Source organism: Streptomyces fulvoviolaceus (assembly GCF_000718165.1).
GTDB classification, from domain to species: Bacteria; Actinomycetota; Actinomycetes; order Streptomycetales; family Streptomycetaceae; genus Streptomyces; species Streptomyces fulvoviolaceus.
The window spans coordinates 39878-54911 of sequence record NZ_JOEY01000051.1; the positions used below are offsets into that span (position 1 = coordinate 39878).

A 15034-nucleotide genomic window follows, 5' to 3' on the forward strand; every position below is an offset into this window, starting at 1 on the left:
CGTCCCGGAGGTGATCGGCATGACCGAAGTACTGCTCGCCGTGGGCACGCGCAAGGGCCTGTTCATCGGGCGCAGGCGCGGTGGCACCTGGGAGTTCGACGAGAGTCCCTACTTCAACGCACAGGCCGTGTACTCGGTCGCGATCGACACCCGCGGCGAGCGTCCGCGGCTGCTGGCCGGCGGCGACAGCGCGCACTGGGGCCCCTCCGTGTTCCACTCCGACGACCTCGGCCGGACCTGGACCGAACCGGCCCGGCCCGCCGTCAAGTTCCCCAAGGACACCGAGGCTTCGCTGGAGCGGGTCTGGCAGCTGCACCCGGCGGCCGCGGAGCCGGACGTGGTGTACGCGGGCACGGAACCGGCCGCGCTGTACCGCTCGGAGGACCGCGGGGAGAGCTTCGAGCTCGTCCGTCCCCTGTGGGAGCACCCCACCCGGTCGAAGTGGGTGCCGGGCGGCGGTGGTGAGGGCCTGCACACCGTCCTCACCGACAAGCGGGACCCGCGCGCGGTGACCGTGGCCGTCTCCACGGCCGGGGTGTTCCGCACGAAGGACGGCGGCGAGAGCTGGGAGCCGTCCAACTCCGGTGTCTCCGCGGTGTTCCTGCCCGACCCGAACCCGGAGTTCGGCCAGTGCGTGCACAAGGTCGCACAGGACGCGGCGACCCCGGACCGGCTGTATCTGCAGAACCACTGGGGCGTGTACCGCAGCGACGACGCGGGCGCGCACTGGACGGACATCGGCGAGGGCCTGCCCTCCACCTTCGGCTTCGCCGCGGCCACCCATCCCCGCCGCGGCGACACGGCGTACGTCTTCCCGATCAACGCCGACGCGGACCGGGTGCCGGCCGACCACCGATGCCGGGTCTTCCGTACGGCGGACGCGGGCAAGAGCTGGGAGCCGCTCACCGCGGGCCTGCCGCAGGAGGACCACTACGGCACGGTGCTGCGGGACGCGATGTGCACGGACGACGCGGACCCGGCGGGCGTCTACTTCGGCAACCGCAACGGCGAGGTGTTCGCCTCGGCCGACGACGGCGACAGCTGGCGGCAGTTGGCCGCGCACCTGCCGGACGTACTGTGCGTGCGGGCCGCGGTGGTCGGATGAACCGGACGGGGGTGCGGTCGGGCCTTGGCCATCGGTTGATCTCCGCCGCCTGTACGGCAGTAGGGTGACGCCCGTGGCACCACGACCCTTGCATGAAATCGTCGAAGCGGGCTGGGCGAAGGCCCTCGAACCGGTCGCCGGACGGATCGCCGAGATGGGCGACTTCCTGCGCGCGGAGATCACCGCGGGACGCACGTATCTTCCGGCCGGCCCGAACGTCCTGCGGGCCTTCCAGCAGCCCTTCGACGAGGTGCGGGTACTGATCGTCGGTCAGGACCCCTACCCCACGCCGGGACATGCTGTGGGGCTCTCGTTCTCGGTCGCTCCCGAGGTACGGCCGCTGCCCGGCAGCCTGATCAACATCTACCGCGAGCTCAACACCGACCTGGGGCTGCCGCAGCCGTCCAACGGTGATCTGACGCCGTGGACCGGGCAGGGCGTGCTGCTGCTCAACAGGGCGCTCACCACGGCCCCGCGCAAACCGGGCGCGCACCGCGACAAGGGCTGGGAGGCGGTCACCGAGCAGGCGATACGCGCGCTGGCGGCGCGCGGCAAGCCCCTCGTGTCGATCCTGTGGGGCCGTGACGCCCGCAACCTCGGCCCCCTCCTCGGCAACCTGCCGTCGGTGGAGTCCGCGCACCCCTCCCCCATGTCGGCCGACCGCGGCTTCTTCGGCTCGCGCCCGTTCAGCCGCGCCAACGACCTGCTCGTCGGACAGGGCGGACAGCCGGTGGACTGGCGCCTGCCGTGACCGGTGCGGGGGACGGATCGCCCGGGTTCCTCGCCGTCGACTCCGGAGGCTCCGGACTCCGCGTCGTGATCGGGACCACCGGGCGGGGCGCGTTGGCCCGACGGGATTCGCGGGAGCCGGTGCGCACCGATGCCCGGGGCATCGACCCCGAGCACCTCATGGGGCAACTGGTGCCCCTCGTCCGGGCATTGGCCGCCGAGACGGGCGTGATCGAGCTGGACACGGCCGTCGTGGGGGCCGCCGGGCTGGCCACCCTGGGGGACGCCCTGCGGGCCGAGCTGCCGGCCGCCCTGGAGCGGGAGTTCGGGATCCGGACCGTCGCCCTCGTCGCCGATGCCGTCACCGCCTACACGGGCGCGCTCGGACCTCGCCCCGGTGCGGTCCTCGCCGCCGGTACGGGCCTGATCGCGATCGGCACGGACCTGACGTGCTGGCGTCGGGCGGACGGCTGGGGTCATCTGCTGGGCGACTGCGGCAGCGGTGCGTGGATCGGGCGGGCCGGTCTCGAGGCGGCGCTGCGCGCCCACGACGGGCGGCCCGGTGGCTCGGCGGGGCTGCTGACCCGTGCCGAGGAGTCGTTCGGGCCGGTGCGGGAGTTGCCCGGCAAGCTCTACCCGCGACCGGACCGTCCCGCCGTACTCGCCTCGTTCGCGCCCCAGGTCGCGGCCTGCGCGGAACACGACCCGGTCGCCGCCGGCATTCTGCGCACGGCGGCCCGGCACATGGCCGAGTCGGCGGCCGCCGTCTGCCCGTCGACGGACGAGCCCCGAGTCGCGCTCACCGGTGGCCTGTTCAAGTTGGGTGCCGCACTCGTCGTACCCCTGGAGGAGGAACTCTCGCGGCGGCTGCCGCACGCGCGGCGGGTCGCGGCCGCCGGCGATCCGCTGGAGGGATCGGTGCACATCGCGACCGATCTGGTGGCGGGATCACTCACTCTGCCGAGTGATGAGTCGATGCTCTACGTGGTGACCGCAAAGGGGGACTGATCACCGTGGTTCACCAAGTGTCCGATACACCGGCCGATCTCTTCCCATTCGTGCGTAACTCATCAGACAAAACCGGACGGATACCGCTCACCTGCACCCTCCCCGAACAGGGGAGCCCAGGAAGCCAGTAACATGCGTCGCCATGAGCTCCCCCACTGGGCCCGCGTCCGGCCTGCCAGTACGAATGCCGCGACCTCGCCAGCCCGGGCGGCACCGCCGACCCGAGCCGCTGGCGGCTCCCGAGGGCGCGCCCGCGCTCGTCCTCGCGGTGCCGGGCACGCCCGGTTCCGCCACACGCAGTCTCGCCGACGAGGTCGTGAGCATCGCCCGCTCCGAGCTCCCCGGCCTGGACGCGCGGATCGGGTACCTCGATGGGGACGACGCCGAGTTCCCCACGCTCCAGGCCGTGCTGGTGCGTGCCGCCGAGGAGCGCACCGCCCGCTTCCAGCAGGCCCGTGCCGCCGGAGTGGACGTCAAGGAGCCCGACGGCCCGGTCGCCGTCGTCGTACCGCTGCTCGCCGGCCCGGACAGCGCGCTTTTGCGCCGGATCCGCCAGGCCGTCATGGACAGCCGGATCGCGGCCGACCTGACCGATGTGCTGGGCCCGCACCCGCTGCTCGCCGAGGCGCTGCACGTGCGTCTGTCGGAGGCCGGTCTGGCCCGCGCCGACCGGGCGCGCCTGTTCACCGTGGCGACCGCCGCGGACGGCATCGTCCTGGCCGCCGTGGGCGGCGAGGAGGCCGTGCAGGCGGCCGGGATCACCGGCATGCTGCTCGCCGCGCGCCTGGCCGTGCCGGTGATGGCCGCGGCGCTCGACCAGGACGGCTCGATCGCCTCCGTCGCCGAGCAGCTGCGCAACTCCGGCTCGCAGCAGCTGGCGCTGGCGCCGTACCTGATAGGGCCGGAGATCGACCCGGCCGTGATCGAGGAGGCCGCCAAGGAGGCGGGCTGTTCCGCCGCCGAGGCGCTCGGCCCCTACCCGGCGATCGGCAAGCTCGCCCTCGCCAAGTACACGACCGCCCTGGGCATCGCCCCGCAGCAGGCACAGGGCGCGCCGGTCCGCTGACGCACACGGCACCGTCGTAGCAACGCCGAAGGGCCCGCTCCTCTCAGGAGCGGGCCCTCGTCATGCGTCGCGGGGCTCAGTCGAAGATCACGCAGGACGCGGCCGTCACCTCGATCGAGCCCTCGTACCGCGGCAGCCCTGTGACCGGGTCGGCGGCGAACCAGGTCACGTCGCCGGAGCGCTCGTTCGCGACGTACAGGAAGCCCTCGGACTCGGTGAGCGCCCGCGGCCAGTGACCGCCGCAGGTCACGGTGCCGACCAGGCGCAGCCCGTCCGCCTCGACGGCGAACGTGGACAGCACGTCCTCGCCGCGGGTGGCGGTCCACACGAAGCGACCGTCGGGTGAGGCCACGATGCCCGACGGGTAGGCGTCGCCCTCCGGCCCTCCGGGGAGCACCTGGTTCTCGTTGACGGGCTTCAGGGAGCCGTCCTCGGCGTCCCACCGGCAGACGGTGACGGTCGGGGTGAGCTCGTTGAGGACGTAGGCGTGCGTGCCGTCCGGATGGAAGGCCAGATGGCGCGGGCCGGAGCCGGGGCGCAGGGCGGCCTCCCGGTGCACGTCGAGGCTGCCGTCCGTCAGCCTGCAGACCCGCACCGAGTCCGTGCCGAGGTCGACGCTGACGGCCCAACGGCCGCTCGGGTCGGGCTGCACCTGGTGGGCGTGCGGGCCCTGCTGGCGGGGTGTGTGCGGGCCCGAGCCGGTGTGCTGGAGGATGCCGGACGGGGCGTCCGCGAGGGTGCCGTCGGCGTGGACGGGCACGGCGGTGACGCTTCCGGAGCCGTAGTTGGCGGTCAGGACGTGTCCGGCGTGGACGGCGAGGTGGGTGGGCCCCTTTCCGTCGACCGGCACCGGCGGGCCGGCCGGCTCGGGCTTGTCGCCGTTCACCCGGTACGCCGCCACCGCGCCGTCGGCCGTCTCGCTGACCGCGTACAGCGTGGCCCCGTCGGCGGACAGGGCCAGATAGGACGGGTCGGGTACGCCGTCCAGGCTGCTCAGAACCGTCAGCGCGCCGCCGTCCGCGGCCACGGCCGCCGTGACGATGCCGGGGCCTCCGGCCGCCGTGAACGACCCGATGTAGGCCCGCCGTCGCGATGTGCCTGTCACCGCTGTCCCCTCTCGGTGCTGTGCTGTCGGGGCGACGGTAGCAGTCGATCACCAGCGGTCTAGACCAAGTCCGGTCGAATTCATCGGGCCGCAATGGAAGCGGGGACCGTCTCGCCCCGGGCCCGGGCGAGGGCCTCGGGGTGGTGGACGTACCCGGTCCGGTGCTCCACGGTCTCGTACGTGCGGTGGAAGACGGGCGTGGCGCTGCCCGACATCGGCGGCACGATCCACGACCAGTCGGCGCCCACCCGGCGCCCCTTGCGCTCCTCGCGGTCGAGGTGGTCGATGAAGCGCCGGGACTCGGTGTGGTGATCGGTGACGGTGACGCCCGCGCGGTCGAAGGAGTGCAGCACCGCGCGGTTGAGCTCCACGAGGGCGCGGTCCTTCCACAGCGTGCGGTCGGTGCGGGTGTCGAGGCCGAGGCGCTCGGCGATGCGCGGCAGGAGGTCGTAGCGGTCGGTGTCGGCGAGGTTGCGGGCGCCGATCTCGGTGCCCATGTACCAGCCGTTGAAGGGCGCCGCCGGGTAGCAGATCCCGCCGATCTCCAGGCACATGTTGGCGAGTGCGGGCACCGCGTGCCAGCGCAGGCCGAGGCCGCGCCACCATGTGTACTCGGGGTGCGTCAGGTCCACCTGGAGCACCGCGTCCTCCGGCAGGTCGAACCAGCCGGGCCGGTCCTCGCCCGCGCCCTGGACCATCAGGGGCAGGACGTCGAACGGGGTGCCCGGTCCGCCGGGCCAGCCGAGGCGGAGGGCGAGCGCGGTGAGGCCGGCGTTGCGCGGGTCGCCGGTGACGCCGCCGGGGCGGGTGTAGCCGGCGTAGCGGACGAGCTGTTCGTTCCAGATACGCGGTCCGGGGCGGCCCGGTTCGTCCGGGGCGAAGACCGTGATGAGGGCGCGGATCCGGCCGTCGCGGGTCGCCTCCCGCAGATGCTCGGCCGACGCCTCGGCCACGTCCTCGGCGGCGCGCAGGTGCCGCAGGTCGCGCACGCGCAGGGAGCGCCAGTACAGGCGCCCTATGCAGCGGTTGGCGTTGCGCCAGGCGACCCGGGCCCCGAAGGCGAGTTCCTCCGTGGTGTGGCGGTACGTGCCCGTCTCCGCGATCTCGGCGTGCGTGGCGGCGATGCGCCGGGCCGGATCACCGAGCCGTTCCTCGGTGTGGTGCAGGGTGAGGAACTCGGCGGCGGCGCGGAGGAGTTCGTACGGTGGGGAATCCTGCCGTACGGGGGCCGGGGAGCCGTCCGCCCAGGGCTGCGGACAGCCTCCGGCGTCGGCCACGGGCTTCCAGTGTCCGTTGCTGAGCGGGAAGTTCCGCATTGGCACACCCCCAGGCGGCTCGCCCGCGGACCGCTCCCGCACGGTGCGCGGGCTCCGTGCGTCTGATAGCCGCGGGATTACCCGCCGGGTGGCCTGATCCACCCTGTAGGTGGCCGGTGAACGTGCCTGAGGGGGTTTCTTCCGGTCAGCCCCCAGGGACGGTTCAGGCTCCCACCAGGGGCGAGCCGGACGGCGTCCGCAGCGGCGTGGCCAGTTCGGCGAGGGCCCGCTCCAGGCCGTGCAGATGGGCCAGCGCGGGCTCCGTGACGGAAGGCCGGTCCGCTACGACGGTGAGGGCGCCGTCGGTGCCACCGGTGAGGGCCTCGACCGCGGCCTCCACCTGCCGGCACGCCGCGGCCAGGCGCGCGTCGTGCGAGGCCTCCGGGTCGGCGGCGACGGCGACCAGGCCGCGGATCTGGCGGGCGCAGTCGTCGAGCAGGGCCAGCACCCGGCGGGCCCGCCGCTTGCGGCCGAGCATCGGGTTCAGCGGGTGGACCAGCGGGGCCACCGAGAGCCGTACGCGGCCGAGCAGTTGCTCCAGTTCGGCCACGCGCCGGGCCGGGTCGGCGCTCTCGGCGCCGGCGAGGCGGGCGGCGGCCTCGGCGGTGCAGGCGTGGACGCAGCGCAGGGCGCGCTGGATCCAGGCGTCGGTGACGGTGTGGGTGGTGATCGGCAGGACGAAGAGGACCGCGAGCAGGGCGCCGACCGCTCCCACGCCGGTCTCCGCGAGCCGCAGGGCGAGCAGGCCGGGTTGCAGGACGCCGAGGAGGCCGTAGAGCAGCTCCGCCAGGAGCGTCACGCAGAGCATCATCCAGGTGTACGACACCGCGGCCGTATAGAAGATGCCGAAGACGCAGGCGGCGAGGAGTACGGCCGTGGGGACCGCGGCCCCCTGGAGGGGCACGGCGACGACCAGGCCGAGGCCGATGCCGATCACCGTGCCGAGGACCCGGCGGAAGCCGCGGACGAGGGTCTCGCCGCGTGAGGTGGTGTTCACGAAGATCCACCAGGTGGCGCCGACGGCCCAGTACCAGCGCTCGCCGGACACCAGCTGGCCCACCACGAGTGCGAAGCCCGCGCCTGCGGTCGCCTGGATCGCCTGGCGTGTGGTCACGCGGGCGAGACCGGTGCCGCCCGGCGGGGCGGGCACGGGGGCCGGGGGCAGGCGACGCTCGTAGCACCACAGCCCGAAGCGCACGGTGGCGGCGACGGCGACGGACAGCAGGACGGCGGCGTACAGCTCGGGCAGTCGGTCCGTGGTCGCGTGCAGGAACTGCGCCACGAAGAAGGTCATGAACGCGAAGACACCGAGGCTGTGCCCGCGCGGGCCCCAGCGCCGCGCGTACACGCCCGCGCCGATGACGGCGAGGAAGGTGAGGCCGCGTGCCACGGGGTGGTCGTGCAGTTCGGCCGCGGCGGCGAGTACGGGCAGGCCGACGGCGGGCAGCAGCGCGGTCGTGACCGCCTGTCCGCGGACGGTGGCGTCCGTGACGGTGAACAGGGCGAGCAGAGCGGCGAGGCCGCCGGTGACAGCACCGACGAGGGAGTGTCCGGCGAGGCCGCAGGCGACGACGGCCGGCGCGATGCCGAGGACCGCCCGCGCGGCGAAGCGCAGCCGCATCCGCCCCGGGTCCGGAGCCATGAACACCCTCTTCAGCACCGCTCTCCCCCGCCCACTCGAAACACCGGCATGAAAAAGGCGCCGCGGAGTCCGCAGCGCCATCGACGGGCTCATTGCAGCATCACTGCCGCACCTGGCTCAAGTGACGTCGAATATGCTGAACCATTGGCACAGACATATCGGTCCGTGAGCGTCCACCGCCGGACCAACGGACCACGCACGAGGAGGCCGGACACCATGGCCGTGGACAAGCTCGACACCCGCATCCTGCGGCTGCTGCTGGAGCAGCCGCGCACCAGCGTGCGCGAGTACGCCCGCATTCTCGGGGTCGCCCGCGGCACGCTCCAGGCCCGTCTCGACCGGCTGGAGCGGGACGGGGTGATCACCGGTGCCGGGCCCTCGCTCTCCCCCGCCGCCCTCGGTCACCCGGTGCTCGCGTTCGTGCACATCGAGGTCACCCAGGGGCATCTCGACGACGTGGGGGACGCGCTGGCCGCCGTGCCGGAGATCGTCGAGGCCTTCTCGATCACGGGCGGCGGCGATCTGCTCACGCGGGTCGTGGCGCGGGACAACGGGCACCTGGAGGACGTGATCCAGAAGCTGATCAGCCTGCCGGGCGTCGTCCGCACCCGGACCGAGATGGCCCTGCGCGAGCGTGTTCCGCACCGGCTGTTGCCGCTGGTGGAGTCGATCGGGCGCGCGGCCCGTACGTGACCTTTGGCATCCTGAGATCATGAGCAATTTCGGCGGCATTTCGGTCATCTTCGATCTCGACGGAACGCTCGTGGACAGCGAGCCGAACTACTACGAGGCATCGCGCCAGATCCTCGCCGAACATGGCGTCCTCGACTTCACGTGGGCTCAGCACGAGCGGTACGTCGGGATCAGCACACTGGAGACGACCGTCCACCTCAAGGAGCTGTACGGTCTGCGGCCCTCCGTGGACGAGCTCCTCGCCGACACGAACCGCCGCTATCTGGAGCTGGCCCGCGCTTCCACGCCCGCGTATCCGGAGATGCGGAAGTTCGTGGAGCTGCTCGCCGCCGAGGGTGTGCCGATGGCCGTGGCCTCGGGCTCGTCGCCCGAGGCCATCGACGCGATCCTGACCGGCACCGGCCTGGGCACCTATCTGCGTACCCTCGTCTCGGCCGACGAGGTCCCCCGTGGCAAGCCCGCCCCCGACGTCTTCCTGGAGGCGGCCCGCCAACTCGGCGCCGACCCCGCCGACTGCGTGGTTCTGGAGGACGCGGCTCCGGGCGCCGCCGCCGCACACGCCGCCGGGATGCGCTGCATCGCGATCCCGTACGTCGCCGCGCAGGCCGACGCCCCGGAGTTCGCCACCGCCGGACTCCTCCTGCGGAGAGGTCAGGAGGAGTTCACGGCGAGGACTGCGTACGACTGGATCAGGGCCGAGCCTCGTGCGAAGGCTTCGGCGCCGGCTGGATGTTCTGGTTGAGGCGGAAGACGTTGTCCGGGTCGCGGTCGGCCTTGATGCGGGCCAGGCGTTCGTAGTTGCCGCGGTAGCTGGCCCGGACGCGTTCCTGGCCCTCGTCCATCATCATGTTGACGTAGGCGCCGCCCGCCGAGTACGGGTGCAGGGCCTCGTTGTAGTCGACCGACCACCGCTTGATCAGCTCGGCGTTGGCGGGGTCGGGGTCGACACCGGCGAAGACGGACGCCCAGCGCGAGCCGCGGTAGGCCCAGGGTGTGTCCTCCGGGCCCACGTCGTGGGCGGCGCCGTCGATCGGGTAGAGGTGCATGGTCGACTGCATCGTCGGCACCTCCGCGCCGAACTTGGCGTGGAGTTCGACCGCGTCGTCCGGGATGTCGTCGACGAAGTCGGCCCGCCAGTACCACTGGTGGCCGGGCGGGTAGAGCCCGTCGAACATGGACTGCAGGACGGGGTGCGGCATCGGTCCGACGGCGTGCAGCATCGGCTGCGGCAGGGCGTCGAGCAGCGGAGCCATCTCCCGTGCGGCGGCCTCGGTGTCGTCGCCCGTGTAGCACCACATGACGCCGGCGGTCTTGCGCAGGTGGAGCTCCTCGGGGAACGGGGGGGCCGGCGGGACGCAGCCGAACATGAAGAAGCCGTTGAGTTCGCGTGAGGCGTTCGGGATGAAGTCCCGGTAGGCGGCGAGGACTTCGGCGCCGATCTCGACAGGCCAGAAGGTCGGCCCGGCGACGACCGTGCTGATCTCGTGCAGCCGGAAGACGAACGAGGTGACGACGCCGAAGTTGCCGCCGCCGCCCCGGATCGCCCAGAACAGGTCGCTGTTCTCGTCGGCGCTCGCCCGCACCCGCCGGCCGTCGGCCAGGACGATGTCGGCCTCCAGCAGGTTGTCGATGGCCAGCCCGCACCTGCGGGTCAGATGGCCGAGCCCGCCGCCGAGGGTGAGGCCGCCGACCCCGGTGGTGGAGACGATGCCGCTGGGGGTGGCGAGGCCGTGTGCGTGCGTGGCCTGGTCCACCTCGCCCCAGACACAGCCGCCGCCGACCCGGACGGTGCGGGCCTCCGGGTCGACCTGGATGTCCTTCAGGGGCGACAGGTCGGCGACCACTCCCCCGTCGACGGTGCCGAGGCCGGCTCCGTGGTGGCCGCCGCCGCGGACGGCGAGCGGGAGTGAGTGCGCGCGGGCGAAGCCGATCACGCGGGCCACCGCGTCGGCGTCGGCGCAGCGTGCCACGAGTGCGGGGCGTTTGTCGGCCATCGCGTTGTAGACGGACCGGGCCTCTTCGTAGCCTGTGTCGTCGGGGCCGATCAACTCCCCGGTGAATCCGGTCAGTTCCGAGCGTGCCGCCTGGACTGGTGTGCTGGACATGCGAGTCCCCCGTTTCGAATCGGGTCGATTCGCCCGTTCTACTCGCGTTGCTACGGAGCGGGTATCCGTGGCCATCACTCAGCTCGGCGCCGCCGGGTACCTACGTTTCAGCGTCGGGAAGCGGTCCTTCGCCTTCCGGCAGCAGTCCGAGCCGCGCCGCGCGGTCGGCGGCATGGCGGCGGGTCGGTGCGTCGAGCTTGTCGAGGACCGCCCGTACGTGGTTGTCGACCGTACGGACCGACACGACGAGCCGCGCGGCGATCTCGGCGTTGGTCAGCCCCTCGGCGAGCAGCCGCATGACCTGGAGCTGGCGTTCGGTGAGATGGGCGGGGTTCCCCCGGGTCGCGGCGAGGGGGCCGCGGGGGATGCGGCGCACGCCGAGCCGGCGGAGTTCTGCGCGGATCAGGCGGGCGGCCGGCTCGGCGCCCAGCGCGTCGAAGGCGGCGAGCGCGGCGAGCTTGTCGGCGGGGTCGGGGCTCTCGGCGAGCGCGGCGGCGTGCTCGTAGGGGCAGCCCGCCGTCTGCCAGAGCGCGGCGGCCCGGCGCCACTGCCCGCGGGCCTGGAGTGCGTACGGATGGTCCGAGTCGTCCGGCGGGGCGGGGCGCCCGGCCTTGGTGAGCCAGTAGCCGAGTTCGGGGCGGTGCGGGGCGCCGGGGAGGCGGCACGCCTGCGCGTGAACGGGTTCGGCGGCCGCGATCACCGCGGTCAGGTCGCCACGCAGCCAGGCCGCCTCGGCCCGCGCTGCCGCCACCGGCCCCGTGCGCTGCAGTTCCTTGGTCCGTACGGCGATCTCCCAGGCCTCGGCGAGGAGTTCGGCGGCGCCGGGCCGGCCGCAGCGGATGCGGACCCGGGCGAGGACGGTCAGCGCGGGGCAGCGGGCCGGCAGGAAGTCGTGCATGCCGAACTCGGCGTGTTTCTCGGCGTCCTCCCAGTCGGCCGCCGCGAGCCGCCGGATGGCCAGTTCGACGTGGAGGTAGTTGAGGAAACCGAGGTGTTCGGCGCGGTCGGCCAGTTCCATCGCCGGGGGCAGGAACGTGTCGGCCTCGTCGTACTGGAGGTTGTCGAGCAGGTTCCAGATGAGGTTGGCGTAGGAGCGGCAGGCGTGCTCGACCTCGCCCGCGGCGAGCGCGACCTCGAGGCTCTCCTCCAACTGGGCCCGCCCGCCGGGGCCGCCGCCGCGCCAGCGGGCGGTGCCGACGTTGTTGAGGGCGTGCGAGAGGATCGCCGCGTCGTCCGCCTTGCGGGCCAGGGCGATGGCGCGCTCGGCGTGTTCGACGGCCTCGGCGTAGCGGTCGGACAGCATGCGCAGCTGGGCGGTGTTGCTGACGGCGAGGGCGAGCAGCCGGTCGTCGCCGGCGTGTTCCAGGACGGCGACGGCCTCCCGGGCCGCCTCCTGCGCCTGGTCGGCGTTTCCGGCCCACCAGTGGATCCGGGACAGCCAGCGCAGGTCGGCGCCGAGGGCGAGGGTGTCGCCGAGGGAGCGGCGCAGGGCGACGGCCTCGCGCTGGGCGGCGACGGCGGGGGCCGAGTCGGCGATGGTGTAGCTCTCCACCGCGTAGCGTTCGAGCAGGTCGGCGAGTTCGGCCGGGGCGTACCGGTGCCGGTCGCGCAGGACGAGCCGCAGCTGGGCGGCGGCCTCGCGGTGGGCGCCGGCCGATGCCGCGTCCTTGGCGGCGTCGGGGCCGTACCGGGCGATGGCGTCCTGGTCGCCGGCCTGCGCGGCGTGGTGGACGATGCGGGCGGCGTCGGAGCCGGGCCGGGCGACGAGCGCCGCGAGGGCGCCCCGGTTGAGGTCGATGCGCCGGGCGGCGGGCAGGGAGTCGGCGACGGCCCGCCGGATCAGCTCGTGCCGGAACGCCACCCGCTCCGGGGCCACGGCGAGCAGGCCGCGCTGCTCGGCCGCCGCCAGGACGGACACCCCGTCGGCCAACAGCGCGTCGACCAGCGGGCGTTCGACGGCCGAGGGGACGACGGCGAGCTGCTCCAGCGCGTCCACGGTGGCGCCGTCCAGTCCGCGCAGCCGGGCGAGCACGGCGTCGACGACCGTCGGGGGAACCTTGCCGGTACCGCCGGCGGCGACGACCTCGGCGACGAAGAAGGGGTTGCCCGAGGTCACCGCGTACACCTGGGCGGGGTCGGCCCGGCCGGCGCTCAGGGTGCGTACGGCGTCCAGGGACAGACGGGCCAGGGGCAGGCGGTGGACGCGGGGCGCGCGGGAGACCTGGCCGAGGAGGTGGCGCAGGGGGTGGCCGCGGCTCAACTCGTCGTCCCGGTAGGTCAGGACGAGCAGGGCGGGCAGCCGGTCCATCCGCCGGACCAGGAAGCGCAGGGCGTCCAGTGAGGCCTCGTCGGCCCAGTGGACGTCCTCGACGACGAGTACCGCCGGATGCGGGGTGCCGGCCAGCTCGCCGTGCAGGGCCTCGTAGACGCGGTGGCGGTCGCCGCCCTCCGTCACGGCCCGGGCCAGCTCGGCGCCGACGCTGCCGATGAGGTCGCGGAACGGGCCGAGGGGCCGCCGGGTGGCGAGGTCGTCGCACTGCCCGACCAGCACCCGGGCACCGTGCGGCAGCCGGTCCGGCATGGCCTTCACCAGGCTGGACTTGCCGATGCCCGCCTCCCCGAAGACGAGCGCCACGGATCCGGCCCCGTCCGCCGCCTCCTGTGCGGCCGAGGCCAGTCGCACAAGCTCGGGCTCGCGCTCGAGGATCCCCCAGTCCACGCGGCAGATTCTGCCACCGGGGACGCCGAACGGGCCCTGACACCGCGCCTTCCGCTCATACCCGCCCGTGCCTACAGTGCGCACCAGGGCACCCCGCCGTATCTGCCGCGAAGGGTGAGTCGCATGTTCCGGAACGCCGAGGAAGCCAGGAAGTTCATCAGGGACGTGGACGTCAAGTTCGTCGATGTGCGCTTCTGTGACGTGCCCGGCATCATGCAGCACTTCACCGTCCCGGTGGAGATCTTCGACCCCGACGGCGAACTCGCCTTCGACGGTTCGTCGATCCGCGGCTTCCAGGCCATCCACGAGTCCGACATGGCCCTGCGCGCCGACCTGTCGACGGCCCGCCTCGACCCGTTCCGCAAGGACACGACGCTGATCGTCAACTTCTTCATCCACGACCCGGTGACCGGCGAGCAGTACAGCCGCGACCCGCGCAACGTGGCGAAGAAGGCGGAGACCTACCTGGCCTCGACGGGGATCGCGGACGCGGCGTACTTCGGCCCGGAGGCGGAGTTCTACGTCTTCGACAGCGCGCGCTTCAAGACCTCGCAGAACGAGGCGTTCTACCACATCGACTCCGAGGCGGGCGCCTGGAACACCGGTGCGCTGGAGGACAACCGCGGCTACAAGGTCCGCTACAAGGGCGGTTACTTCCCGACTCCGCCGGTGGACCACTTCGCCGACCTGCGTGCCGAGATGACGCTCGAACTCATCAAGGTCAACATCCTGGTGGAGAAGCAGCACCACGAGGTCGGCACCGCCGGGCAGGCCGAGATCAACTACAGGTTCAGCACCCTGCTGCACGCCGCCGACGACCTGCAGCTGTACAAGTACATCGTCAAGAACGTGGCCTGGCGCAATGGCAAGACAGCGACCTTCATGCCCAAGCCGATCTTCGGCGACAACGGCTCCGGCATGCACTGCCACCAGTCGCTGTGGCAGGGCGGCAGCCCGCTCTTCTACGACGAGGAGGGCTACGCGGGCCTGTCGGACACCGCTCGCCACTACATCGGCGGCCTGCTCCGGCACGCCCCGTCGCTGCTGGCGTTCACCAACCCGACGGTGAACTCGTACCACCGTCTGGTCCCCGGCTTCGAGGCCCCGGTCAACCTGGTCTACTCCCAGCGCAACCGCTCCGCCTGCATCCGCATCCCGATCACTGGCACCAACCCCGCTGCCAAACGCCTGGAGTTCCGCGCCCCCGACCCGTCCTGCAACCCGTACCTGGCCTTCTCGGCCATGCTGCTCGCGGGCCTGGACGGCATCAAGAACAAGACGGAGCCCGCCGAGCCGGTCGACAAAGACCTCTACGAACTCGCCCCCGAGGAACACGCGAGCGTCCCCCAGGTCCCCACCGACCTCCCCGCCGTCCTGGACGCCCTGGAGGCCGACCACGAGTACCTGCTCCAGGGCGACGTGTTCACCGCGGACCTGATCGAGACGTGGATCGACCTCAAGCGCACGAACGAGATCGCTCCGCTGCAGCTGCGGCCGCATCCGCACGAGTTCGAGCTGTATTTCGACGTGTGAGGATGGTGCTCCC

General features: G+C 72.8%; 12 protein-coding genes. 7 read left to right on the top strand and 5 right to left on the bottom strand.

Going from position 1 to position 15034, the window contains the following annotated elements:
• The first annotated feature begins 19 nt into the window (after positions 1–19).
• From IG08_RS0141960 to IG08_RS0141975, 4 genes are all read left to right on the top strand, one after another.
• The gene (locus IG08_RS0141960) at positions 20–1105 is read left to right on the top strand and encodes a WD40/YVTN/BNR-like repeat-containing protein (protein WP_030616011.1); all 1086 of its coding nucleotides are present in this window, start codon (positions 20–22) and stop codon (positions 1103–1105) included.
• Positions 1106–1178: 73 nt separating this feature from the next.
• Entirely contained in the window at positions 1179–1856 is a 678-nt protein-coding gene (locus tag IG08_RS0141965; protein ID WP_030616013.1) for a uracil-DNA glycosylase, read from the top strand.
• Complete coding sequence (locus IG08_RS0141970) at positions 1853–2842, top strand: N-acetylglucosamine kinase (RefSeq protein ID WP_043456522.1); 990 nt, start codon at positions 1853–1855, stop codon at positions 2840–2842. The genes IG08_RS0141965 and IG08_RS0141970 overlap by 4 nt, the downstream gene beginning before the upstream one ends.
• Before the next feature lie 142 nt (positions 2843–2984).
• The gene (locus tag IG08_RS0141975) at positions 2985–3908 is read left to right on the top strand and encodes a sirohydrochlorin chelatase (RefSeq protein ID WP_030616017.1); all 924 of its coding nucleotides are present in this window, start codon (positions 2985–2987) and stop codon (positions 3906–3908) included.
• Positions 3909–3984: 76 nt separating this feature from the next.
• On the opposite strand, the gene IG08_RS0141980 is transcribed toward IG08_RS0141975, so the two are convergent.
• From IG08_RS0141980 to IG08_RS0141990, 3 genes are all read right to left on the bottom strand, one after another.
• Positions 3985–5013 carry a lactonase family protein gene (locus IG08_RS0141980; protein WP_030616020.1) on the bottom strand — a complete coding sequence of 343 codons (1029 nt, stop codon included), beginning with the start codon at positions 5011–5013 and terminating at the stop codon, positions 3985–3987.
• An 80-nt stretch (positions 5014–5093) separates the two neighbouring features.
• Complete coding sequence (locus IG08_RS0141985; protein WP_078655947.1) at positions 5094–6329, bottom strand: nitric oxide synthase oxygenase; 1236 nt, start codon at positions 6327–6329, stop codon at positions 5094–5096.
• 163 nt (positions 6330–6492) lie between these two features.
• A complete protein-coding gene (locus IG08_RS0141990) occupies positions 6493–7989 on the bottom strand; it encodes an FUSC family protein (protein WP_030616026.1) in 1497 nt (498 codons plus the stop codon).
• A gap of 198 nt (positions 7990–8187) precedes the next feature.
• Here IG08_RS0141990 and IG08_RS0141995 point away from each other — a divergent pair, with 198 nt between their 5' ends.
• Together IG08_RS0141995 and IG08_RS0142000 are read left to right on the top strand one after the other, a co-directional pair.
• Positions 8188–8664, top strand: a complete 477-nt coding sequence (locus IG08_RS0141995; RefSeq protein WP_030616028.1) for an Lrp/AsnC family transcriptional regulator — start codon at positions 8188–8190, stop codon at positions 8662–8664.
• Between the two features lie 19 nt (positions 8665–8683).
• A complete protein-coding gene (locus IG08_RS0142000; protein ID WP_030616031.1) occupies positions 8684–9406 on the top strand; it encodes an HAD family hydrolase in 723 nt (240 codons plus the stop codon).
• Here the strand turns inward: IG08_RS0142000 and IG08_RS0142005 are convergent.
• Both IG08_RS0142005 and IG08_RS0142010 read right to left on the bottom strand, forming a co-directional pair.
• Positions 9354–10769 carry an FAD-binding oxidoreductase gene (locus tag IG08_RS0142005; protein ID WP_030616034.1) on the bottom strand — a complete coding sequence of 472 codons (1416 nt, stop codon included), beginning with the start codon at positions 10767–10769 and terminating at the stop codon, positions 9354–9356. The genes IG08_RS0142000 and IG08_RS0142005 overlap by 53 nt on opposite strands.
• Positions 10770–10869: 100 nt before the next feature.
• Entirely contained in the window at positions 10870–13488 is a 2619-nt protein-coding gene (locus IG08_RS0142010) for a helix-turn-helix transcriptional regulator (RefSeq protein WP_030616037.1), read from the bottom strand.
• 123 nt (positions 13489–13611) lie between these two features.
• Between IG08_RS0142010 and glnA the strand changes: the two genes are divergently transcribed.
• The gene (gene glnA, locus IG08_RS0142015) at positions 13612–15021 is read left to right on the top strand and encodes a type I glutamate--ammonia ligase (protein WP_030616040.1); all 1410 of its coding nucleotides are present in this window, start codon (positions 13612–13614) and stop codon (positions 15019–15021) included.
• The last annotated feature ends 13 nt before the right edge of the window (positions 15022–15034 follow it).